16 protein-coding genes are annotated in these 22,038 nt (G+C 72.1%); 5 read left to right on the forward strand and 11 right to left on the reverse strand.

The features are described 5' to 3' along the window. Positions 1–32: 32 nt before the first annotated feature. Positions 33–3,023, reverse strand: coding sequence for an excinuclease ABC subunit UvrA (gene uvrA / locus ACMXGY_RS11440; RefSeq protein WP_483773116.1), 2,991 nt, complete (start codon positions 3,021–3,023; stop codon positions 33–35). Positions 3,024–3,147: 124 nt separating this feature from the next. Here uvrA and ACMXGY_RS11445 point away from each other — a divergent pair, with 124 nt between their 5' ends. Next, entirely contained in the window at positions 3,148–3,855 is a 708-nt protein-coding gene (locus ACMXGY_RS11445; RefSeq protein ID WP_483773117.1) for an MBL fold metallo-hydrolase, read from the forward strand. Positions 3,856–3,946: 91 nt separating this feature from the next. Then, positions 3,947–4,246: a YciI family protein gene (locus ACMXGY_RS11450; RefSeq protein WP_483773118.1), complete on the forward strand. Its 300-nt coding sequence runs from the start codon at positions 3,947–3,949 to the stop codon at positions 4,244–4,246. Between the two features lie 40 nt (positions 4,247–4,286). On the opposite strand, the gene ACMXGY_RS11455 is transcribed toward ACMXGY_RS11450, so the two are convergent. The 4 genes from ACMXGY_RS11455 to uvrB all read right to left on the reverse strand — a co-directional run bounded on the left by ACMXGY_RS11455 (position 4,287) and on the right by uvrB (position 9,724). Beyond that, positions 4,287–5,093 (reverse strand): SDR family NAD(P)-dependent oxidoreductase, encoded by an 807-nt coding sequence (locus tag ACMXGY_RS11455; RefSeq protein ID WP_483773119.1) that lies wholly within the window; start codon positions 5,091–5,093, stop codon positions 4,287–4,289. A 111-nt stretch (positions 5,094–5,204) separates the two neighbouring features. Next, on the reverse strand, positions 5,205–6,344 hold the full coding sequence (locus ACMXGY_RS11460) for a TerC family protein (protein WP_483773120.1): 1,140 nt from the start codon (positions 6,342–6,344) through the stop codon (positions 5,205–5,207). After that, positions 6,344–7,348: a TerC family protein gene (locus ACMXGY_RS11465; RefSeq protein WP_483773121.1), complete on the reverse strand. Its 1,005-nt coding sequence runs from the start codon at positions 7,346–7,348 to the stop codon at positions 6,344–6,346. Before ACMXGY_RS11465 ends, ACMXGY_RS11460 begins: the two co-directional genes overlap by 1 nt. Positions 7,349–7,615: 267 nt before the next feature. After that, positions 7,616–9,724: an excinuclease ABC subunit UvrB gene (gene uvrB, locus ACMXGY_RS11470; RefSeq protein ID WP_483773122.1), complete on the reverse strand. Its 2,109-nt coding sequence runs from the start codon at positions 9,722–9,724 to the stop codon at positions 7,616–7,618. Between the two features lie 209 nt (positions 9,725–9,933). On the opposite strand from uvrB, the gene ACMXGY_RS11475 reads away from it, so the two are divergent. Beyond that, positions 9,934–11,355 carry a choice-of-anchor A family protein gene (locus tag ACMXGY_RS11475; RefSeq protein WP_483773124.1) on the forward strand — a complete coding sequence of 474 codons (1,422 nt, stop codon included), beginning with the start codon at positions 9,934–9,936 and terminating at the stop codon, positions 11,353–11,355. A gap of 48 nt (positions 11,356–11,403) precedes the next feature. Here ACMXGY_RS11475 and ACMXGY_RS11480 read toward each other — a convergent pair whose 3' ends face one another. The 3 genes from ACMXGY_RS11480 to ACMXGY_RS11490 form a co-directional block, all read right to left on the reverse strand. Further along, positions 11,404–12,021, reverse strand: a complete 618-nt coding sequence (locus ACMXGY_RS11480; protein ID WP_483773125.1) for a pyroglutamyl-peptidase I — start codon at positions 12,019–12,021, stop codon at positions 11,404–11,406. After that, the gene (gene coaE, locus ACMXGY_RS11485) at positions 12,018–12,659 is read right to left on the reverse strand and encodes a dephospho-CoA kinase (RefSeq protein ID WP_483773127.1); all 642 of its coding nucleotides are present in this window, start codon (positions 12,657–12,659) and stop codon (positions 12,018–12,020) included. Before coaE ends, ACMXGY_RS11480 begins: the two co-directional genes overlap by 4 nt. Positions 12,660–12,746: 87 nt before the next feature. Then, positions 12,747–13,238: a MarR family winged helix-turn-helix transcriptional regulator gene (locus ACMXGY_RS11490; protein WP_483773129.1), complete on the reverse strand. Its 492-nt coding sequence runs from the start codon at positions 13,236–13,238 to the stop codon at positions 12,747–12,749. A gap of 159 nt (positions 13,239–13,397) precedes the next feature. Here ACMXGY_RS11490 and ACMXGY_RS11495 point away from each other — a divergent pair, with 159 nt between their 5' ends. Beyond that, positions 13,398–15,341 (forward strand): ABC transporter ATP-binding protein, encoded by a 1,944-nt coding sequence (locus tag ACMXGY_RS11495; RefSeq protein WP_483773130.1) that lies wholly within the window; start codon positions 13,398–13,400, stop codon positions 15,339–15,341. A 132-nt stretch (positions 15,342–15,473) separates the two neighbouring features. Here ACMXGY_RS11495 and rpsA read toward each other — a convergent pair whose 3' ends face one another. Together rpsA and ACMXGY_RS11505 are read right to left on the reverse strand one after the other, a co-directional pair. After that, complete coding sequence (gene rpsA / locus ACMXGY_RS11500; RefSeq protein ID WP_483773131.1) at positions 15,474–16,970, reverse strand: 30S ribosomal protein S1; 1,497 nt, start codon at positions 16,968–16,970, stop codon at positions 15,474–15,476. Positions 16,971–17,157: 187 nt separating this feature from the next. Beyond that, a complete protein-coding gene (locus tag ACMXGY_RS11505) occupies positions 17,158–18,183 on the reverse strand; it encodes a 6-phosphofructokinase (RefSeq protein ID WP_483773132.1) in 1,026 nt (341 codons plus the stop codon). A 227-nt stretch (positions 18,184–18,410) separates the two neighbouring features. Here ACMXGY_RS11505 and ACMXGY_RS11510 point away from each other — a divergent pair, with 227 nt between their 5' ends. Continuing rightward, on the forward strand, positions 18,411–19,256 hold the full coding sequence (locus ACMXGY_RS11510; protein ID WP_483773133.1) for a class I SAM-dependent methyltransferase: 846 nt from the start codon (positions 18,411–18,413) through the stop codon (positions 19,254–19,256). Between the two features lie 10 nt (positions 19,257–19,266). Here ACMXGY_RS11510 and polA read toward each other — a convergent pair whose 3' ends face one another. After that, positions 19,267–21,972, reverse strand: a complete 2,706-nt coding sequence (polA, locus tag ACMXGY_RS11515; protein WP_483773134.1) for a DNA polymerase I — start codon at positions 21,970–21,972, stop codon at positions 19,267–19,269. Positions 21,973–22,038: the final 66 nt, after the last annotated feature.

Raw genomic sequence — 22,038 nt, forward strand, 5'->3', positions numbered from 1 at the left:
CGCGCCGTCGGCGGCCCCGCGCCCGCGTCCTGCTAGGCCGCCGACGCCTTGCGGCGCGCGCCCGTCCGCGGGGACTCGTCGGTCGCCCGGCGAGCCTTGGCGGACCGGCCCTTGGCGCCCTTCGCCGCCGGCGCCGCGGCACCCGAGGACTTCTCGGCCGCGGCCCCGACCGGGACCGGGTCGTGCTGGTCCAGGATCTCGGCGAGGAAGCGACCGGTGTGGCTCGCCCCCACGCGCGCGACCTGCTCCGGCGTCCCCTGCGCGACGACCTTGCCGCCGCCCGAGCCGCCCTCGGGACCCATGTCGACGACCCAGTCCGCGCTCTTGATGACGTCGAGGTTGTGCTCGATGACGAGCACCGAGTTGCCCTTGTCGACGAGCGACTGCAGCACCCCGAGCAGCTTGCGGATGTCCTCGAAGTGCAGGCCCGTCGTCGGCTCGTCGAGCACGTAGATCGTGCGCCCGGTCGAGCGCTTCTGCAGCTCGCTCGCGAGCTTGACGCGCTGCGCCTCACCGCCCGAGAGCGTCGGGGCAGGCTGCCCGAGGCGGACGTACCCGAGGCCGACCTCGACGAGCGTCTTGAGGTGGCGCGAGATCGCGGGGACGGCGGCGAAGAACTCCGCCGCCTCCTCGATCGGCATGTCGAGCACGTCCGCGACGGTCTTGCCCTTGAAGTGCACCTCGAGCGTCTCGCGGTTGTACCGCGCCCCGTGGCAGACCTCGCACGGCACGTAGACGTCGGGCAGGAAGTTCATCTCGATCTTCAGCGTGCCGTCGCCCGAGCAGGCCTCGCAGCGACCGCCCTTGACGTTGAAGGAGAAGCGCCCCGGCGTGTACCCGCGAACCTTCGCCTCGGTGGTCTCCGCGAAGAGCTTGCGCACGTGGTCCCAGACACCCGTGTACGTCGCCGGGTTCGAGCGTGGCGTGCGGCCGATGGGCCCCTGGTCGACGTGCACGACCTTGTCGAGGTGGTCGAGTCCCGTGACGCGCGTGTGGCGACCGGCGACCTGACGCGCGCCGTTGAGCTCGTTCGCGAGCACGGTGTAGAGGATGGAGTTGACGAGCGTCGACTTGCCCGAGCCCGAGACACCGGTCACCGCGGTGAGCGTGCCGAGCGGGAAGCTCACGTCGATGCCCGTGAGGTTGTGCTCGCGCGCGCCGACGACCGTCACCTGACGGTCGGGGTCCGTGGGACGACGCTCGGCGGGCAGCGGGATGCTGCGCCGACCGGACAGGTAGGCGCCCGTGACCGACTCCGGTGCCTCGAGCAGCCCGGCGTAGTCCCCCGAGTGCACGACGCGGCCACCGTGCTCCCCCGCGCCCGGGCCGATGTCGACGACCCAGTCCGCCGTGCGGATGGTGTCCTCGTCGTGCTCGACGACGATGAGCGTGTTCCCCAGGTCGCGCAGCCGGGTGAGCGTCTCGATGAGGCGGCGGTTGTCGCGCTGGTGCAGGCCGATGCTCGGCTCGTCGAGCACGTAGAGGACTCCCACGAGCCCGGAGCCGATCTGGGTCGCGAGGCGGATGCGCTGCGCCTCGCCGCCCGAGAGCGTCGCGGCGGGCCGCTCGAGCGACAGGTAGTCGAGGCCCACGTCGAGCAGGAAGCCGAGTCGCGCGTCGATCTCCTTGAGCACCTCGGTCGCGATGGCGCGCTCGCGGACGCCCAGCTCGAGCGACCCGAGGAACGCGGCCGCCTCGCGCAGCGGCAGACGGCACACGTCCCAGATCGACCGGCCGCCCACCTTGACGGCGAGGACCTCGGGCTTGAGCCGGGCACCCTTGCAGACCGGGCACGGGACCTCGCGCATGAAGGCCTCGTACTTCTCCTTCGACCAGTCGGACTCGGTCTCGGTGTGCCGGCGCTCGAGGAACGTGATGACGCCCTCGAACCCCGTCGAGTACTGGCGCTCTCGCCCCCACCGGTTCTTGTACCGGACGTGCACCTGGTGGTTCTGCCCGTGCAGCACCGCCTTCTTCGCGCGCTCGGGCAGCGCCCGCCACGGCGTGTCCATCGAGAAGCCCAGGTCGTCCGCGAGCGCCGTGAGGACCCGCTCGAAGTACTCCGAGGAGATCTGCGCCCACGGCGCGATCGCTCCCTGCGCGAGGGACTTCTCCTCGTCGGGGATCACGAGGTCCGGGTCGACCTCGAGCCGGAAGCCGATGCCGGTGCACTCGGGGCACGCGCCGTACGGCGCGTTGAAGGAGAACGTGCGCGGCTCGATCTCGTCGAGCGCGAGCTCGTGGTCGTTGGGGCACGCGCGCTTCTCGGAGAACCGCCGCTCGCGCGCCGGGTCGTCCGCGTCGGCGTCGACGAGCTCGACGACGACCAGGCCGCCCGCGAGGCCCAGCGCGGTCTCGACCGAGTCCGTGAGCCGACGCTGCACGCCCTCGCGGGCGACGAGGCGGTCGATGACGACCTCGATGTCGTGCTTGAGCTTCTTCTCGAGCACGGGCGGGTCGGTCAGCGTGCGTACCTCGCCGTCGACGCGGGCGCGCGCGAAGCCCTTCGCCTGGAGCTCCTTGAACAGCTCGGAGTACTCGCCCTTGCGACCGCGGACGACGGGGGCGAGCACCTGGTAGCGCGTCCCCTCCGGCAGCTCGAGCAGGCGGTCGACGATCTGCTGCGGCGTCTGCGCGGTGACGCGCTCGCCGCACACCGGGCAGTGCTGCGTCCCCGCGCGCGAGAACAGCAGGCGCAGGTAGTCGTAGACCTCGGTGATGGTCCCCACGGTCGAGCGCGGGTTGCGGTTCGTGGACTTCTGGTCGATCGAGACCGCGGGCGACAGGCCCTCGATGAAGTCGACGTCGGGCTTGTCCATCTGCCCGAGGAACTGGCGGGCGTACGCCGACAGGGACTCGACGTACCGTCGCTGCCCCTCGGCGAAGATCGTGTCGAACGCGAGCGAGGACTTGCCCGAGCCCGAGAGCCCCGTGAAGACGATGAGCTGGTCGCGCGGAAGGTCGAGGTCGACGTTGCGCAGGTTGTGCTCGCGGGCACCGGAGATGACGAGGCGATTGCTCACCGCAGCATCGTACGTCCGCCCACCGACACTCGCACAGGTGTTCGACGCACCTTCGCCGTTCCCTCACCGGAGCCCGACGACCGGCACGCGACTCCTGCCCGACGTATCGGCGCAGACTAGGACCATGGCGTACTCGGGCGAGGTGATCGTGGGCGGGCCGAGCGACGTGCGGCGGCTCGACGAGGTCGAGATCCGCAAGCTCGCCGTCGGCCCGCTCGCGAACAACGCCTACCTGCTCACGTGCCGTCGCAGCGGGGCGCAGGTGCTCGTCGACGCCGCCGACTCGCCCGACGAGGTCCTCGGGCTCGTCCGCGAGGGGTCGCCGTCCGCGCGGCTGGACCTGGTCGTCACGACGCACCGGCACCTCGACCACCTGCGCGCCCTCGCGTCCGTCGTCGCCGTCACCGGTGCCGCCACGGCTGCGGGCGCCGACGACGCCGACGCGATCTCGCACGCCACGGACACGCACGTCACGCGGCGCCTGCACCACGGCGACGTCCTCGCGGTCGGCCACCTGCGGCTCGAGGTCGTCGCGCTGCGTGGCCACACACCGGGTTCGGTCGGGCTCGCGTACCGCGAGCCGGACCACGCCACCGAGCCCGACGCCGTCGCGCGCCGGGTCCATCTCTTCACCGGCGACTCGCTCTTCCCGGGCGGTGTGGGGAGCACCGACCACGACCCGGACCGGTTCGCGCGGCTCCTCGACGACGTCGTCAAACGCGTCTTCGCGCGGTACGACGACGCGACCTGGGTCTACCCGGGTCATGGCGCCGACACGACCCTCGGGGCGGAGCGACCGCAGCTCGACGAGTGGCGACGACGCGGCTGGTGAGGCGACAGCGCTGCGACCTTGGTCGGCTGCTCGGGTGACCGGCTCACGGAACGCGGCACGCGACGTCGGGCACGGCTGGTTCACTGTGGCCATGCCGATCCACGCCGTGACCTACGTCTACGCCGACCGACCGACCGACCTCGACGCGCTGCGTCCCGAGCACCGGGCCTTCCTGCACGGGCTGCGCGCCGACGGCGTGCTCCTCGCCTCGGGCCCGCTGCCCGCGCACGACGGCGCACCCGCCGGCGCGCTGCTCGTGCTCGACGGCGCGTCGCCGGAGGCCGTCGCGCGCACGCTCGACGCGGACCCCTTCGCCACGGCCGGCTTGATCGACCAGCGCACGGTCCGCCCCTGGTCGCCGATCATCGGGGACTGGGCCGACAGGGTCTAGCGGCACGAGAGCCGGTGGCTCCTGCCGGGTGCGGTACGGCTCAGTCGTACGCCGTCCAGGGGTCCGACCGGACACGCTCGTCGACCGCCTCAGCGTCGTCGCCGATGACCACACGCCACTCGCCGCGGGCGACGGCGTCCAGGATGGTCACCGCGGCCGAGGCGCTCGACACTGGCTGGTAGTCGGCGAAGAGCGAACCGAGGGCGCGTCGCCACGTGCGAGGCGGGGCAGGCATGCCCGTCCGGACGTGCCCGGGCAGGACCAGGACCGCGGAGAGGTGCGGGGCGTTCGCGCGGAAGTCGGCGATCAGCGACTCGGTGAATCCGCGCACGGCGAACTTCGCCGAGGAGTAGGCGCTGTGCGGCACGCGCGTGCCGAGGCTCGCCCAGAGGGCGTTCACCGAGGCGATGTTGACGACGGCGCCCCGGTCTGCGGCCATGAGCATCGGAAGGAGCTCGCGCGTGCAGCGATAGGTGCCGTCCCACGCGACGGAGAAGGTGCGTTCCCACTCGTCGGGCGGCGACGTGACGAAGGAGGTCCCCCCGACGACGGCGGCGTTGTTGAACAGCAGATGGACGGCGTCGCAGTCGTGCGTCTCGGCCACGTCCTGCGGGAGCCGGCGTACGGCGTCCCCGTCGGCGACGTCGAGCACGTGCGCCGTCACCGTGACGCCGGTGTCGATCGCCTGGGCTCGCCGGACCGCGGTACGGAGCGCGGCGGCGTCCACGTCGCAGGCGGCGACGTGGGCTCCCCGGCGGACGAGCTCGAGGACGAGGTCTCGACCGATCCCGGACGCGGCGCCCGTGACCACGGCGCGTCGACCTCGCAGGTCGGAGAGTCCAGCCACGTGGCCACCCTGCCACACGCGGGCCGCCGCACGCGTGTCACGGCGACCTGACCCGCCGGCACCGCGGACCGTGCCTCGCTCGTCGTCCAGGAGGCACGGTGCGGCGCCGTGCTAGCGAGGCGGGGTGCCGTCCTGGCCGGACGTGCCCCAGGAGGGCTCCTCACGGCCGACGAGCGCACCGTCCGCGAGCTCGTCCGTGACCGTGTCGACCGGCGTCGGCTCGACGTCCGCCGTCGAGCCGGCAGACTCCGACGGCGCGACGCGCGACCCGTCCGCGGACCGCGACGCGCGCGTCCGCAGGAGGCTGGCCACCGTGGTGATCGCGAGTGCGCCCACGATGACGACGAGCGAGAGCCAGATCGGCACGGTCGGCACGGCCTCGATGTGCTCGCCGCCGTTGATGAACGGCAGCGTGTTCTCGTGCAGCGCCTCGAGGATCAGCTTCACGCCGATGAACCCGAGGATCACCGCGAGGCCGATGGGCAGGTAGACCAGACGCTCGAGCAGGCCGCCCAGCAGGAAGTAGAGCTGGCGCAGACCCATCAGCGCGAAGACGTTCGTCGTGAAGACGATGAACGGGTCCTGCGTGAGCCCGAAGATCGCCGGGATCGAGTCGAACGCGAACAGCAGGTCGGTGCTGCCGATCGCGAGGAACACGATCAGCAGGGGCGTGAACACCCGCTTGCCGTCCTCGACCGTGCGCAGGCGGCCGCCGTCGTACTGCGTGCCGAGCGGCAGGACGCGACGCAGGGCGCGAACGGCCCGGTTCTCCTTGTACTCCTCGGGCTCGTCACCGCCCGCGACCAGCTTGATCGCGGTGTAGACGAGGAAGGCGCCGAACAGGTAGAACACCCAGACGAACTGCGAGATGATCGCGGCGCCCGCGAGGATGAAGGCGCCGCGCAGGACGAGCGCGACGATGATGCCCACCATGAGCACGCGCTGCTGCTGCTCCCGCGGGACCGCGAACCTCGCCATGATGATGACGAACACGAAGAGGTTGTCGACACTCAGGCTGTACTCGGTGAGCCACCCGGCGTAGAACTCCCCCGCGGGCGCCGCGCCACCGATCGCCCCGACGATCGCCCCGAAGACCAGGGCGAGGGCGACGTAGAAACCCACCCACAGCGCGCTCTCGCGCATGGAGGGCACGTGCGGGCGGCGGCCGACGACGAACAGGTCGACGATCAGCAGGACCGCGAGCGCCGAGAGCGACGCCCACTCGAACCAGAGCGGGAGCTCGTGGACCATCAAGAACCTTCTTCGATGCGGGCGTCCTCACGCCGCTGGTCCGCCCGCGAGCGCGCGAGGCTCGCGACCGTGGTGACGGTGAGGACGACGAGGATGAAGCCCAGGGAGACGGGCGTGGAGATCTCGGGGATCGCCGTGATGTGCTCGCCACCGTTGATGAACGGCACCTCGTTGGTGTGCATCGCGTGGATGACGAGCTTGATGCCGATGAACCCGAGGATCGCGGCGAGGCCGTAGTTGAGGTAGACGAGCCGGTCGAGCAGCCCGTCGATGAGGAAGTAGAGCTGACGCAGGCCGAGCAGCGAGAACGCGTTGGCGGCGAAGACCAGGTACGTCTCCTGCGTGAGGCCGAAGATCGCCGGGATCGAGTCGACGGCGAAGAGCAGGTCGGCACTGCCGATCGCGATCATGACGATGAGCATCGGCGTGATGTAGCGCTTGCCGTCGATCTTCGTCGTCATGTGGTCCTCGACGTACGAGTCGGTCGTCGGGAACAGCCGGCGCGTGAGGCGCAGCACGGCGTTCTCGTTGTACTCCTCGTCGTGGTCGGTGCCGGAGCGAGCCTGTGCGATCGCGGTCCAGATGAGGAAGGCACCGAAGATGTAGAAGACCCAGGCCCAGTTCTCGATGACCGCCGCGCCCAGGAGGATGAAGATCGTGCGCAGCACGAGCGCGATGGTGATGCCGATGAGCAGCACCTTCTGCTGGTAGAGCCGCGGCACCCGGAAGCTCGTCATGATGAGGACGAACACGAAGAGGTTGTCGACGGACAGGCTCTTCTCGGTGATGTACCCGGCGAAGTACTCCCCGCCGTACGTGCCGCCCCACACGATCCACACGATGACGCCGAAGACGAGGGCGATCGCGACGTAGGCGATGGACCAGCGGGTGGCCTCGCGCAGGCTCGGGGCGTGCGGCGTGCGCACGTGCCCGACGTAGTCGACGGCGAGCATCGCGAGGATCACGCCGACGGTGACGATCCAGACCCAGACGGGGACGTCCATGCACAAACCTCCGGTACGTAGCACTGAGTACCGAAGGTCTCTTCCGCCACGCACCGCCACGCGCACCCGCACGGGACGCGGGCTGGTGGTTGCGGGACCGGTGACACCGGGCCGACGACTGCGCCGGCCGTGATGACGACATCACCGCTTGGGAATACTCCCCCTCGCTGAGGTGCCAGCATAGGCCACGCCGGAACCGACCGTCACAACGTCCAGGGGGCGCCGCGCATTCCGTCCCGACCGGCCGCGTGGGCCACCGGGCTCGGCCTACGCCGTCGCGGCCTGCATCTGCCGCAGCTCCTTCTTCAGGCCCGAGATCTCGTCGCGCAGGCGCGCGGCGAGCTCAAACTGCAGCTCGCCGGCGGCCGCGTGCATCTGGTCGCTGAGCTCCTGGATGAGGTCCGCGAGGTCGCTCGCGGCGGCTCCCGCGAGCCGGTTGCCCGCCGTCACGCCCTCCTTGGGCCCGCCGGGGACCGGCGCCCTGCCCTTCTGCCCCTTGCCCGGCTGCCGGTAGCCGCCGGCGAGGAGCTCGGCCGTGTCGACGTCCTCGCGCGCGAGCATGTCGGTCACGTCGGAGATGCGCTTGCGCAGCGGCGTCGGGTCGATCCCGTGCTCGAGGTTGTACGCGACCTGCTTCTCCCGGCGTCGCTCCGTCTCCTCGATCGCTGCCGCCATCGCGGCGGTGATCCGGTCCGCGTACATGTGGACCTCGCCCGAGACGTTGCGGGCCGCGCGGCCGATGGTCTGGATGAGCGACGTCGGCGACCGGAGGAAGCCCTCCTTGTCGGCGTCGAGGATCGCGACCAGCGAGACCTCCGGGAGGTCGAGGCCCTCGCGCAGGAGGTTGATGCCGACGAGCACGTCGTACTGCCCGAGCCGCAGCTCGCGCAGGAGCTCCACGCGACGCAGGGTGTCGACCTCCGAGTGGAGGTAGCGGACGCGCACGTCCTTCTCGAGCAGGTAGTCGGTGAGGTCCTCGGCCATCTTCTTGGTGAGGGTCGTGACGAGCACCCTCTCGTTGCGCTCGGCGCGCTCACGGATCTCGTGCAGCAGGTCGTCGATCTGCCCGGTCGTCGGCTTGACGACGACCTCCGGGTCCACGAGCCCGGTCGGACGGATGATCTGCTCGACCACGCCGTCGGACATCGAGAGCTCGTAGGAGCCGGGGGTCGCAGACAGGTAGACGGTCTGGCCGATGCGCTCGACGAACTCCTCCCAGCGCAGCGGGCGGTTGTCCATCGCGCTCGGGAGCCGGAAGCCGTGGTCGACGAGGCTCCGCTTGCGCGACATGTCGCCCTCGAACATCGCGCCGATCTGCGGCACGGTGACGTGCGACTCGTCGATGACGAGCAGGAAGTCCTCGGGGAAGTAGTCGAGGAGCGTGTTCGGCGCCGTCCCGGCCTCGCGGCCGTCGATGTGCCGCGAGTAGTTCTCGATGCCGGAGCAGGTCCCGATCTGGCGCATCATCTCGATGTCGTACGTCGTGCGCATGCGCAGGCGCTGGGCCTCGAGCAGCTTGTTCTGCGTCTCGAGCTCGTCGAGCCGCTCCGTGAGCTCCGCCTCGATCGAGGAGATCGCCCGCTCCATGCGCTCCGGGCCGGCGACGTAGTGCGTGGCCGGGAAGACGTGGATGCTCGGCTCCGAGCGGACGACGTCGCCCGTGAGCGGGTGCAGGGTCTGGATGCTCTCGATCTCGTCGCCGAAGAACTCGATGCGGATCGCGAGCTCCTCGTACACCGGGATGATCTCGACCGTGTCCCCCCGCACGCGGAACGTCCCGCGCGTGAACGCCATGTCGTTGCGCGTGTACTGCATCGTCACGAACTGGCGCAGCAGGTCGTCGCGCTCGACCTGCATGCCGACGTCGAGGCGGACCATGCGGTCGACGTACTCCTGCGGCGTGCCGAGGCCGTAGATGCACGAGACCGACGCGACGACGATGACGTCGCGACGTGTGAGCAGCGAGCTCGTCGCCGAGTGGCGCAGGCGTTCGACCTCGTCGTTGATCGACGAGTCCTTCTCGATGTAGGTGTCCGTCTGCGCGATGTACGCCTCGGGCTGGTAGTAGTCGTAGTAGGAGACGAAGTACTCGACGGCGTTGTTCGGCAGCAGCTCCCGGAACTCCGTGGCGAGCTGGGCGGCGAGGGTCTTGTTGGGTGCCATGACGAGGGTGGGCCGCTGGAGCTCCTCGACGAGCCACGCCGTCGTCGCCGACTTGCCCGTGCCCGTCGCGCCGAGGAGCACGACGTCCTTCTCCCCCGCGCGGACGCGCCGGGACAGGTCCGCGATCGCCGTGGGCTGGTCGCCGGACGGCTGGTACTCGGAGATCACCTCGAAGGGTGCCGCGGCTCGCTGGAGATCGGTCACAGGACGCATGGACCCACCGTACGTCGGCCCGCCCACACGCCGCCCTCGCCCGGCTCGTGAGACGCCTCGACGGTAATTTGGTAGGCGTGGTTCCCAACCCCTAGGGTCCGGGTAGCGACGACGCCTCCGGCCTGTCCAGCGGCGTCGCGGAGGGGCCTCGAGGTCGAGCCCGCTCCGTCCCGTCGGCATTGCACCCATCCCCCTGACCTGGAGAGATCATGCCCCTCGCCCCGGCGCACCGTCGCCGACTCGCGCTCACCGCCTCGGCGGCCCTCGTCCTCGTCCCTGCCGTCGGCACCACGGCGACGGCGGCCCGGACGGCGGCGCCGATGCCGGCCGCCCCCGCCGCGAGCTCGTGCCCCGCGATCGGCGACCTCCCCGGGATCTCGACGAGCGACCCGCTCTTCACCGACGACGGCATCGCGGTCTTCGTGGGCGGGGACTACACCGCGCTCGGCGGTGCCGCCGAGTCGGAGGGCGTCCTGGCCGCCGTCGGCGACGTCCGCGTGCAGACCGGAGGGCTGCTGAACATCGGGCGTGCCGGCGGCGGGTCGCAGATCGTCCCGCCGGCGGGGAGCGACATGCTCCTCGCGGGAGGCGGCGTCGACGTGACGGGTGGGCGTCTCGACGTCGGGCACAAGATCTACGGCCCGGACGGCACGTCGGGCGGCAACGTCGTCGCGGGCTCGACCGTCGCCCCGCGGACCGGCATCGAGACCAACGGCGGGCGCGTCCTCGCCGACCAGGGCCCGGACGTCGCCGCCGGGCTCGTGCCCTTCGGCGACGCGCTCGCCGCCCTCTCCGGAGACCTCGGCGCGCTGCCCGTCACGGGCTCCACCACCCTCGAGGGCTCCGCCCTGCGGCTCGTGGGCGACGGCACGGCGAGCACCCAGGCGTTCCGCGTCGACGCCGGCGACCTGGCCGCCGCGAGGGAGCTCCACTACTCGGGTGTCAGCGCCACGGCGCCGGTCGTCGTCACGGTCGAGGGCACGGACGTCACGCTCGCCCCGCACTACCAGGCGGTCGACGGCACCCGGGTCGACGACCCGGCGGGAGGCCTCATCGGCAACGCCTCCGGGCGCGTCCTGTGGAACCTCGTCGACGCCACCACCGTGACGCTCGGCACGAACGACCAGCTCGTCGGCAGCGTGCTCGTCCCGTCGGCGGACAGCGACGTCGTCGTGCGCACCAGCACCAACGGCCGCCTGTACGTCGGGGGCGACCTCACCGTGGGTGGGGCGGGCACCCACGGTCTCGAGCACCACTCCTACCCGTGGATCGGCTCCGAGCTCACCGGGTGCGAGCCCGGGACGGTCCCGGTGCCCCCGGACGGGACCGAGGAGATGCCGACCCCGGGTGGCCCGGCCGCGCCGGAGACGCCGGTCGGACCGGCCGGTCCCGCGGAGCCCGTCGGGACGCCGACGACGCCGGCCCCCGCGTCGCCCGTCGTCGACGAGGCGGTGGCCGATCCCGTGGCGACGCCTGACGCGGCCGGGCCCTCCCCTACCGCGACGACCGCAGCACCCGGCCTCGCCACGACCGGTGCGTCGGTCGGGCTGCTCGCGACCCTCGCCGCCCTCCTGCTGGGCGCCGGGGCGACGCTCCTCGTGCTCGTCGCGCGCCGGCGCGCGACGCGCTGACCCCCGTCCCTGCGGCGGGGACGGAGCGCGAGCCCGCGACGAGCGGCGTCAGCTCTCCGTCCCGGCCGCGAGCACGGGCTCGGGCACGTCGGCGAGCGCGGTGCGCAGCACCTCGGCCACGGCGCGCACCTGGTCGTCGAGGGACAACCGGTCCGCCCCGGGGACGTGCACGAACCCGGCGCGGAGTCCCGGCGTCCCGCTCGCGTGGTGCATGAGGGCGTAGAACGTCGCGTTGCACACGTACGTCCCGGCCGTGCTCGACACCTCGGCGGGCAGCACGAGGTCGCGCAGGGCGGCGAGCGACGCCTTGAGGGGGAGCCCGCTCCAATATGCGGCGGGTCCGCCGTCGACCACCGGGTCGTCGACCGGCGCAGCGCCGGCGTTGTCGGGGATGCGGGCGTCGACGACGTTGATCGCGACGCGCTCCAGGCGGACGCGGTCGCTGCCCCCGGCCAGGCCCAGCGCGACCACGACGCTCGGGTCGTGCGCGCGGATCGCCGCCTCGAGCGCCGGCCACGCGCCGGCGAAGGTCACGGGCAGCCGGGCGGCGACGACGTGCGCGCCGACAAGGTCGGCACCCGACGAGGCGAGGCGTGCGGCGACCTCCCACGACGGGTTGGTCGCCGCTCCGTCGAACGGCTCGAACCCGCTGACGAGCACCGTCACGCCTGGTGCTCCTCGATCTCCGCCGTCGCCTCGGCGTCGACCTCGGCGCGCACCCGCTCCCAGAACTCGTCGACCTGGGCTCGCAGGGCGTCTCGCGAGCCGCTGCCGTCGAGGGTGACGTCCGCGGCCGCGAGGCGGGTCGCGTCGTCGGCCTGGGCGGCGACCCGGTCGCGGGCCTCGTCCTCGCCCAGCCCTCGCCCGTCCACGAGCCGGCGCAGCCGGACCTCGAGCGGCGCGTCGACGACGACCACGCAGTGGAAGTGCGACGGGTCGCCGGTCTCGACGAGGAGCGGGATGTCGTGCACGATGACCGCCCTCGGGTCGCCCGCCCCCGCCGCGGCCTCGCGCTCTGCGGCGAGCCGCCGGACCTCGGGGTGCACGACGGCGTTGAGGCGCTCGCGCGCCGCGTCGTCCGCGAACACGAGCCGGCCGAGCGCCGCCCGGTCGAGAGAGCCGTCCGCGGCGAGCACGCCCGGGCCGAACGCGTCGACGACCTCGTCGAGGCCGACCGTGCCGGGGGCGACCGCCTCCCGCGAGAGGCCGTCGTAGTCGATCACGACGGCGCCCAGCTCGGCGAAGCGCTCGAGCGCGACGGACTTCCCCGCCGCGATACCTCCGGTCAAGCCGATGCGGAACATGGGCCCCATCCTGCCAGTGACGGCTTCCGCGCGCCGTCGCACGGGCCGGCGCACGGCGTGCCCGCGGCGGACGCGGCCGGCACAGGTTCAGGGCGCGGCACCCCCACCGGCCACCGCACGCAGGAGGCGCAGCAGCTCGTGGCGCTCCGCGTCGTCGAGGCGTGCGAGCAGCGTGCCGGCGCTCGACGAGCGTTCGGCCCCGACCTGCTCGACGAGCTCCCGCCCGCGTGCCGTGAGCTCGACCAGGGTCGCCCGGCGGTCGTGCGGGTCGGGGGTGCGGCGCACGAGCCCCGCCTCCTCGGCGTCGTCCACCTTGGACGTCACCGAGCGGGGCGCGACGTCGAGCGCCGACGCCACCGCACCGAGACGGCACGGGCCCTCGCACCGAGCGAGGAACCGCAGCATGCGGAACTGGCCGGGCGTCGTCCCGGCGGGCTCCAGGCGCTCGCTCGCCTCGCGCCGCACGGAACGCAGCGCGGCGTGCAGGAGCGACAGGAACTCGCCCGCCTCGTCGACCGAGGGGGTCGGCCCCGTCGTCGTCGCGCCGCCCGTGGGGCGCGCGCTCGCATCGCTGGTCACGCCGCCGAGCGTACCCGCGATCGCCGCACTTGTGCACCCGGCTCATTGTGAGTTAGACTCACCAATGCTTCGCGCGAGCGGTCCACGAGACCCGCGCCCGCCGGCCGGCCCGACACTCCGCCGCGGACGACCGCGCCCCTCCCCCATCCAGGAGGCCCTATGTCGTTCACCTCATCCCTTCCCGGCTCCGGCGGCGGGCGCGGTATGCGCTCGTTCCGCCAGGACTCCTCCGTCACCTCCCGGCGGTTGCACCGCGGCACGCTCCGCCGTGTCCTCGCGTTCGCGCGACCCTACCGACGCCAGCTCGCCGCGTTCCTCGTCGTCATCTCGATCGACGCGGCCGCCGGTGCCGTCACGCCGCTGCTGTTCCGGCGGATCATCGACGACGGCATCGTGGCCGGCGACGTCGGCGTCGTCGTCTCGCTCGCCCTCGTCGCCGCCGGGATCGCGATCCTCTCGGGCGGCCTCGGCGTCGTGCAGCGCTGGTTCTCCTCGCGCATCGGCGAGGGCCTGATCGTCGACCTCCGCACCGCCGTCTTCGACCACGTCCAGCGGATGCCCCTCGCGTTCTTCAGCCGCACCCGCACCGGAGCGCTCGTCCAGCGCCTCAACGGCGACGTGCTGGGCGCGCAGCAGGCGTTCACGTCCACGCTCTCGAACGTCTTCTCGAACCTCCTCACCGTGGTCTTCGTGCTCGCGGCGATGCTCTCCATGTCGTGGCAGCTCACGCTCCTCGCGCTGACCCTCCTGCCCGTGTTCGTCCTGCCCGCGCGCTGGGTCGGCAAGCGTCTCGCGGCGATCACGCGCGAGAGCTACGAGCTCAACGCCGAGGCCGCGCAGACGATGAACGAGCGGTTCAACGTCGCCGGAGCGCACCTCGTCAAGGTCTTCGGCGACCCGGCCCGGGAGTCCTCCCGCTTCGCGGCGCAGGCAGGCCGCGTCCGCGACATCGGGGTCAAGCAGGCCATGTACGGCACCGTGTTCCGCGTCGGCCTCACCGTCGTCGCGTCGGTCGCCGTCGCGATCGTCTACGGCCTCGGCGGCGTCATGGCGATCTCGGGCTCCCTCACGGTCGGCACCGTCGTCGCGCTCACCGCCTACCTCGGGCGCCTCTACGGCCCCCTGACGGCGATGTCGAACGTCCAGGTCGACGTCATGACGGCGCTCGTGAGCTTCGAGCGCGTCCTCGAGGTCCTCGACCTCGAGCCGACCGTGACCGACGCGGACGACGCCGACGACCTGGGCGAGGACATCGCCCGGCAGGGCGCGAGCCTCGAGCTCGACGAGGTCACCTTCCGCTACCCGAGCGCGTCCGAGGTCTCGCTCGCGTCCCTCGAGTCGGTCGCGATCGAGGGGGCCGACGCGACCTCCGACACGCTGCGCGGCGTCTCCTTCTCCGTCCCCGCAGGGGCGATGGTCGCGCTCGTCGGCTCGTCCGGCGCCGGCAAGACGACCGTCTCGCAGCTCGTGACGCGCATGTACGACCCCACCGCCGGCCATGTCCGCATCGCGGGCCGCGACCTCCGCGACGTGACGCAGGCGAGCCTGCACGACGCCGTCGGCGTCGTCACGCAGGAGGCGCACCTCTTCCACGACACGATCGCCGAGAACCTGCGGTACGCCAAGCCCGACGCGACCGACGCCGAGCTCGAGGCGGCGCTGCGGCGCGCGCACGTCTGGGACGTCGTGGCCGCCCTGCCGTCCGGGACGAGGACCGTCGTCGGCGACCGCGGCTACCGGATGTCCGGCGGCGAGCGCCAGCGGCTCGCCATCGCACGGGTCTTCCTCAAGGCACCGCACCTCGTCGTGCTCGACGAGGCGACGGCGCACCTCGACTCGGGCTCGGAGGCCGCGGTCCAGGCCGCGCTCGCGGAGGCGCTGCGCGGGCGCACGTCCCTCGTCATCGCGCACCGTCTCTCGACGGTGCGCGAGGCCGACCTCATCGTGGTGCTCGACGCAGGCCAGGTCGTGGAGACGGGGACGCACGACGAGCTGCTCGCGCGTGGCGGCCGGTACGCCGAGCTCTACCGCACGCAGTTCGCGGACTCGCCCGCGCAGCCGGGGGCCGTCCTCCCGAGCGAACGGGAGGCCGCCGCCGTCTGACCCCCGACCGCTCGCCGTCCGTCCCTCGCGGAGCGGATCGCGGGAGCGGCACGGCGAAGGCCCGCCACCCCGAGGGGTGGCGGGCCTTCGTCGACTCGTCGACGTCCCGCCCGAGGGCGGGTCGTCACGGGATCAGTTGCCGGTGAGCTTCTCGCGGAGCGCGGCGAGCGCCTCGTCCGAGGCGAGCGTGCCCGTGGCCTCGGCGGCCGGGGCCGACGAGTAGGACGTGCTGCTCGACGAGGACGACGACGAGGACGAGGACGACGAGGCACCCGAGTCGCCCGACGCGGCGTCGATGTCGGCCTTGACGGCCTCGGCGACCTGCTTGCGGTGCGCCTCCCAGCGCTCGTGCGCCTTGGCGTACTCCGCCTCCCAGGCCTCACGCTGCGTCTCGAAGCCCTCGAGCCACTCGTTGGTCTCCGGGTCGAAGCCCTCGGGGTACTTGTAGTTCCCCTGCTCGTCGTACTCGGCGGCCATGCCGTACAGCGCGGGGTCGAAGTCGTCCGACTCCGGGTCCACGCCCTCGTTGGCCTGCTTGAGCGACAGCGAGATGCGGCGACGCTCGAGGTCGATGTCGATGACCTTGACGAACACCTCGTCACCGACGTTGACGACCTGCTCCGGCAGCTCGACGTGACGCACCGCGAGCTCGGAGATGTGCACGAGGCCCTCGATGCCGTCCTCGACGCGCACGAACGCACCGAACGGGACGAGCTTGGTGACCTTGCCCGGCACGACCTGGCCGATCGCGTGGGTCCGGGCGAACGTCTGCCACGGGTCCTCCTGCGTCGCCTTGAGCGACAGCGAGACGCGCTCGCGGTCGAAGTCGACGTCGAGAACCTCGACCGTGACCTCCTGGCCGACCTCGACGACCTCGGAGGGGTGGTCGATGTGCTTCCAGGAGAGCTCGGAGACGTGCACGAGACCGTCGACGCCGCCGAGGTCCACGAACGCACCGAAGTTGACGATCGAGGAGACGACACCCGGGCGCACCTGGCCCTTCTGCAGCGTCTGCAGGAAGGTGGAGCGGACCTCGGACTGCGTCTGCTCGAGCCACGCACGGCGCGAGAGGACGACGTTGTTGCGGTTCTTGTCGAGCTCGATGATCTTCGCCTCGATCTCCTTGCCGACGTACGGCTGGAGGTCGCGGACACGACGCATCTCCACGAGGGACGCCGGGAGGAAGCCGCGCAGACCGATGTCGAGGATGAGGCCACCCTTGACGACCTCGATGACGGTGCCGGTGACGACGCCGTCCTCCTCCTTGATCTTCTCGATCGTGCCCCAGGCGCGCTCGTACTGCGCGCGCTTCTTGGACAGGATCAGACGGCCTTCCTTGTCCTCCTTCTGGAGGACGAGGGCCTCGACCGCGTCGCCGACGTTGACGACCTCACCGGGGTCCACGTCGTGCTTGATGGACAGCTCGCGGGAGGGGATGACGCCCTCGGTCTTGTAGCCGATGTCGAGAAGGACCTCGTCGCGGTCCACCTTGACGATCGTGCCTTCGACGATGTCGCCGTCGTTGAAGTACTTGATGGTCGCGTCAACGGCGGCGAGGAAGTCCTCCTCGGTGCCGATGTCGTTGACGGCAACCTGGGGTGCGGACTTCGCGGGGGTAGAGATGGTCATTGAGTTCGATGCTCCGATGCGGACAGGTGAAGTTGAGCGGGTAGGGTTTCGCGGTGCGCGACCCCCCGCCGGGCCGGAGGACGCTGTGGCAGTCCAGATGGCGTCGAGCTCGGCGTGACGGCAGGCGCAATGCACCGCCGTCCACCTTATCCGGGTCCAGCCCTCGTGGTCAACGCGGGATCGGGCCTCACGCGAGGACGCGCGCGACCCGCAGCAGCTCGTCCGGGACGCGCTTCGGCCGGCCCGCGACCTCGGCGAGCGGCACGAGCTCGACCCGCTCCCCGCGCAGCGCGGTCATCACCCCGGACGTCCCGGCGCTGACCGCGTCGACCGCCGCCACCCCGAAGCGGCTCCCCAGGATGCGGTCGGTCGGCGTCGGCTCCCCGCCGCGCTGCACGTGCCCGAGCACGGTCAGGCGCGTGTCGAACCCGGTGCGCTGCGCGATCTCGGCGCTCACGCGCTCGCCGATCGACCCTGCGACGATCTCGCCGAAACGGCCGAGCTGCTGCGTGAACTCCATCGCCGAGCCCTCGCGCGGGACGGCACCCTCCGCGACGACGACGATCGAGAAGTTCGCGTGCGCGCGGTGCCGGTGGCGCAGGAACTTCACGACCTGCTCGATGTCGAACGGCTGCTCGGGCGCGAGCACGACCTCGGCGCCGCCGGCGATGCCGGCGTTCACGGCGATCCAGCCGGCATGGCGCCCCATGACCTCGACGACCATGACGCGGTTGTGGCTCTCCGCCGTCGTGTGCACACGGTCGAGCGCTTCCGTCGCGATGTTCACCGCGGTGTGGAACCCGATCGACAGGTCCGTGCCCTCGACGTCGTTGTCGATCGTCTTGGGGATCGCGACGATCGGGACGCCGGCCTCGGCGACCTTGCTCGCGGCGTGCAGCGTGCCGTCGCCGCCGATGCAGATGACCGCGTCGAGCCGCTCCGCCTCCACGGTCGCCAGGACGGCGTCCATGCTGCCGTCCTCGGTGCTCGGATGGAAGCGCGCGGTGCCCAGCAGGGTCCCGCCCACCGGCAGCACGTTGCGGATGTCCTGGCGACCGAGGGGGAACACGTCCCCGTCGACGACGCCACGCCACCCGTTCCGGAAGCCGATGATGGTGTGCCCGTACTCCCCCGTCCCCTGCTTGACCACGGCTCGGATCGCCGCGTTCAGGCCGGGGCAGTCGCCTCCGCCGGTGAGAAGTCCGATGCGCACCTGGTCCTCCGTCTCGTCGTCGTGTCGCGCGTCCTCGCGCGCGCCGGCGGCGTCGACGGAGGTGCCGACCTCCGCGGCACCGCGTCGCGTCCAGCCTAGTCATCCCCGGCCCGTGGGTCTTCGCCCGTCCCGGTCCGCGGGCACGTGGAGGATCTTGGTCCCGGTGATCCGGGACCCTCCGACCGTCGTCCGCGAGCCGCCCCGGAGCCGTCCGCCACAATGGCGCCATGAGCAGCCCGTCCTCGCCCGCGCCGTCCGCCCCCGATCCGGTCGGCCCGACGGCGCACGCGGGCTACCGCGACGTACCTCCCCGCGACGGCGGGCGCGCCGGGCGCGGCTGGTGGGACGCGAACGCGGAGGAGTACCTGGACGAGCACGGGGACTTCCTCGGCGCCGTCGACTTCTGCTGGTGCCCCGAGGGGATGCGGGAGAAGGACGCCCGGCTGCTCGGCGACGTCGTCGCGCGGCGCGTGCTCGAGGTCGGGGCGGGGGCTGCGCAGTGCTCCCGGTGGCTCGCGTCCCGCGGGGCGTCGGTCGTGGCGACGGACGTCTCGGGCGGGATGCTCGCGGCCGGCGCTCGCCTCGACCGGGAGACGGGCGTGCGCGTCCCGATGGTCCAGGCCGACGCTCGTCGGCTGCCGTTCGCCGACGCGAGCTTCGACGTCGCCTTCACGTCGTTCGGCGCGATCCCCTTCGTGCCCGACGCCGACGCGGTCCACCGCGAGGTCGCGCGCGTCCTGCGTCCCGGCGGCACCTGGACGTTCTCGGTGACGCACCCGCTGCGCTGGGCGTTCCCCGACGACCCGAGCGAGCGCGGCCTGACGGCGCACCGCTCCTACTTCGACCGTCGACCGTACGTCGAGACCGACGACGCCGGTCGCGTCGTGTACGCGGAGTACCACCGCACGCTGGGCGACCACGTGCGTGAGGTGGTCGCCGCCGGGTTCGAGCTGCGCGACGTCGTCGAGCCCGAGTGGCCGGCGGACAACCCGGACGTGTGGGGCGGGTGGGGCCCCGAGCGCGGGGCCTACCTGCCGGGCACGGCGATCTTCCGCACCCGGCTGGCCGGCTGACGCCTGCGGGTCAGTGACCCGCCTCGTGCCACGTCGCGCCCACGCCCACGGAGACGTCGAGCGGGACGTCGAGAGCCGCCGCGGCCCCCATCTCGGATCGCAGCACCTCCTCGACCACGTCGCGCTCCCCCGGCGCGACCTCCACGACGAGCTCGTCGTGCACCTGCAGGAGAAGGCGCGAGCGCAGGGCGCGCTCGTCGAGCGCGCGCTGCACACCGAGCATCGCGACCTTGATGAGGTCGGCAGCACTGCCCTGGATCGGGGCGTTGAGCGCCATGCGCTCGGCCATCTGCCGGCGCTGCCTGTTGTCGCTCGTGAGGTCGGGCAGGTAGCGACGGCGTCCGAGGATCGTCGCCGTGTACCCGGTCGCACGCGCCTCGTCGACGACGCCCGTGAGGTAGTCGCGCACGCCGCCGAAGCGCTCGAAGTAGTCGTCCATGAGCTTCTGCGCCTCGCCGACCTCGATCGTCAGCTGCTGCGAGAGCCCGAACGCGGACAGCCCGTACGCCAGGCCGTAGGACATCGCCTTGATCTTCGACCGCATGGCGGGCGTGACCTCGGCCGCGGGCACCTCGAACACGCGCGACCCCACGTAGGAGTGCAGGTCCTCGCCCGACCGGAACGCGTCGATGAGCCCCTCGTCGCCCGACAGGTGCGCCATGATGCGCATCTCGATCTGGCTGTAGTCGGCGGTCATGAGCGTCTCGTAGCCCTCGCCGACGACGAACGCGCGCCGGATCCGGCGCCCCGCCTCCGTGCGGATCGGGATGTTCTGGAGGTTCGGGTCGGTCGAGCTCAGCCGGCCCGTGGCGGCGATCGTCTGCTGGAACGTCGTGTGGATGCGGCCGTCGTCGGCGACCGACTTGAGCAGTCCCTCGACCGTCTGGCGCAGGCGCGACGCGTCCCGGTGCGCGAGCAGGTGCTCGAGGAACGGGTGCTGCGTCTTGACGAACAGGTCCGCGAGCGCCGACGCGTCGGTCGTGTAGCCCGTCTTGATCTTCTTCGTCTTCGGCATCCCGAGCTGGTCGAAGAGGACCTCCTGGAGCTGCTTGGGCGAGCCGAGGTTCACCTCGCGCCCGATCACGGCGTACGCCTCCGCCGCCGCCGTCGCGACGAGGTCGCCGAAGTGCTGCTCGAGCTCGCGGAGGTACTCGAGGTCCGCCGCGATCCCCTGCCGCTCCATGCGCGCGAGGATCCCCGAGAGCGGGAGCTCGAGGTCGGTGAGCAGGGCCGTCGCGCCGCGGTCCTCGAGCTCGCCCGTGAGCACGTCGGCGAGCTGGGCGACGGCGAGCGCCCGCACGGCGTCCCGCTCCTGCTCGCCGCTCCCGTCGAGCGACAGGTCGAGCGCCCCCTGGGCGTCGTTGCCCGCCTCGGTGTCGGGACGCAGCTCGCGGTGCAGGTGCCGCACGACGAGGTCGCCGAGGTCGTAGCCGCGCTGGTCGGGGTGGCAGAGGTACGCGGCGAGCTCGGTGTCGAACGTCACGCCGGCGAGCTCGTAACCGCGCGCCGCGAGCTGGTGCCACGCGGCCTTCGCGCCGTGCACGACCTTCGGGCGCGCCGGGTCCGCGAGCCAGGCCGCGAGCGCCTCCTCGTCGGCGCCCGCGACGTCGGCGAGCTCGAGCACGACGGCCGCGCCCGCGTCGTCGGACACCGCGAGACCCCACGCGTCCCCGCCGCCGGGGACCGCCTTGCCCGCCACCTCGAGACCCAGACGGCGCTCGCCGTGCTCGGCCAGCCACGCACCGAGGCCGCCGGGCAGCACGTCGGCGAGCTCGACGTCGAACCCTGCCTCGGTCTCGACCTCGCCCTCGGGCGCGATGGCGAAGAGCCGGTCGCGCAGCACGCGGAACTCGAGCACGTCGAGGACGCGGTGGACGGCCTCGCGGTCCCACGGGCGTGCGATCAGGTCGTCGGGGCCGATCGGCAGCTCGAGGTCGCGCAGGAGCGCGTTGAGCTGCCGGTTGAGGCGGACCTGGTCGAGGTGCGCGCGCAGGTTCTCGCCCGCCTTGCCCTTCACCTCGTCCGCGTGGTCGAGCAGGCCGTCGAGGCCGTCGTACGCCGTGATCCACTTCGCGGCCGTCTTCGGCCCGACGCCGGGGATGCCCGGCAGGTTGTCGGAGGTCTCGCCGACGAGCGCGGCCAGGTCGGGGTAGCGCTCGGGCGGCACGCCGTACTTCTCGACGACCGCGGCGCCGTCCATGCGCGCGAGCTCGGAGACGCCCTTCTTCGGGTAGAGCACGGTGACGTCCGGCCCGACGAGCTGGAACGAGTCCCGGTCGCCAGAGCACACGAGGACCTCCATCCCGGCCGCCGCGCCCTGCGTGGCGAGCGTCGCGAAGATGTCGTCCGCCTCGTAGCCCTCCCGCTCGAGGGTGGGGATGTTGAGGGTCTCGAGGATCTCCTTGATGAGCGGCACCTGGCCGCGGAAGGGTTCGGGCGTGGACTCGCGCGTGCCCTTGTAGCTGGGCAGGATCTCGGTGCGGAACGACTGGCGGCCGGCGTCGAAGGCGACCGCGACGTGCGTCGGCTCCTCGTCGCGCAGCAGGTTGATGAGCATCGACGTGAACCCGTACACCGCGTTGGTGTGCTGACCGGTCGTCGTCGAGAAGTTCTCCGCCGGGAGCGCGAAGAACGCCCGGTAGGCCATGGAGTGTCCGTCGATGAGCAGCAGGCGAGGTCGCGCAGAGGTCGTCACGGGTGCCAACCTACAGTCCATGACCGACACCCACGGCCCTGCCGACACCGCCGTCCCCGTCCCTGCCGGCTCCCCCGCCGCGAAGGC

It is taken from the genome of Cellulosimicrobium sp. G4 BAM 1002 (assembly GCF_057126935.1).

Coding starts and splice junctions, on each gene's coding strand:
- ACMXGY_RS11460 (WP_483773120.1), bottom strand. CDS start 6,344: ATGGTCCACGAGCTCCCGCTCTGGTTCGAGTGGGCGTCGCTCTCGGCG.
- rpsA (WP_483773131.1), bottom strand. CDS start 16,970: ATGACCATCTCTACCCCCGCGAAGTCCGCACCCCAGGTTGCCGTCAAC.
- uvrB (WP_483773122.1), bottom strand. CDS start 9,724: ATGCGTCCTGTGACCGATCTCCAGCGAGCCGCGGCACCCTTCGAGGTG.
- ACMXGY_RS11450 (WP_483773118.1), top strand. CDS start 3,947: ATGCCGATCCACGCCGTGACCTACGTCTACGCCGACCGACCGACCGAC.
- ACMXGY_RS11475 (WP_483773124.1), top strand. CDS start 9,934: ATGCCCCTCGCCCCGGCGCACCGTCGCCGACTCGCGCTCACCGCCTCG.
- ACMXGY_RS11495 (WP_483773130.1), top strand. CDS start 13,398: ATGTCGTTCACCTCATCCCTTCCCGGCTCCGGCGGCGGGCGCGGTATG.
- polA (WP_483773134.1), bottom strand. CDS start 21,972: ATGGACTGTAGGTTGGCACCCGTGACGACCTCTGCGCGACCTCGCCTG.
- ACMXGY_RS11465 (WP_483773121.1), bottom strand. CDS start 7,348: ATGGACGTCCCCGTCTGGGTCTGGATCGTCACCGTCGGCGTGATCCTC.
- ACMXGY_RS11510 (WP_483773133.1), top strand. CDS start 18,411: ATGAGCAGCCCGTCCTCGCCCGCGCCGTCCGCCCCCGATCCGGTCGGC.
- coaE (WP_483773127.1), bottom strand. CDS start 12,659: ATGTTCCGCATCGGCTTGACCGGAGGTATCGCGGCGGGGAAGTCCGTC.
- ACMXGY_RS11445 (WP_483773117.1), top strand. CDS start 3,148: ATGGCGTACTCGGGCGAGGTGATCGTGGGCGGGCCGAGCGACGTGCGG.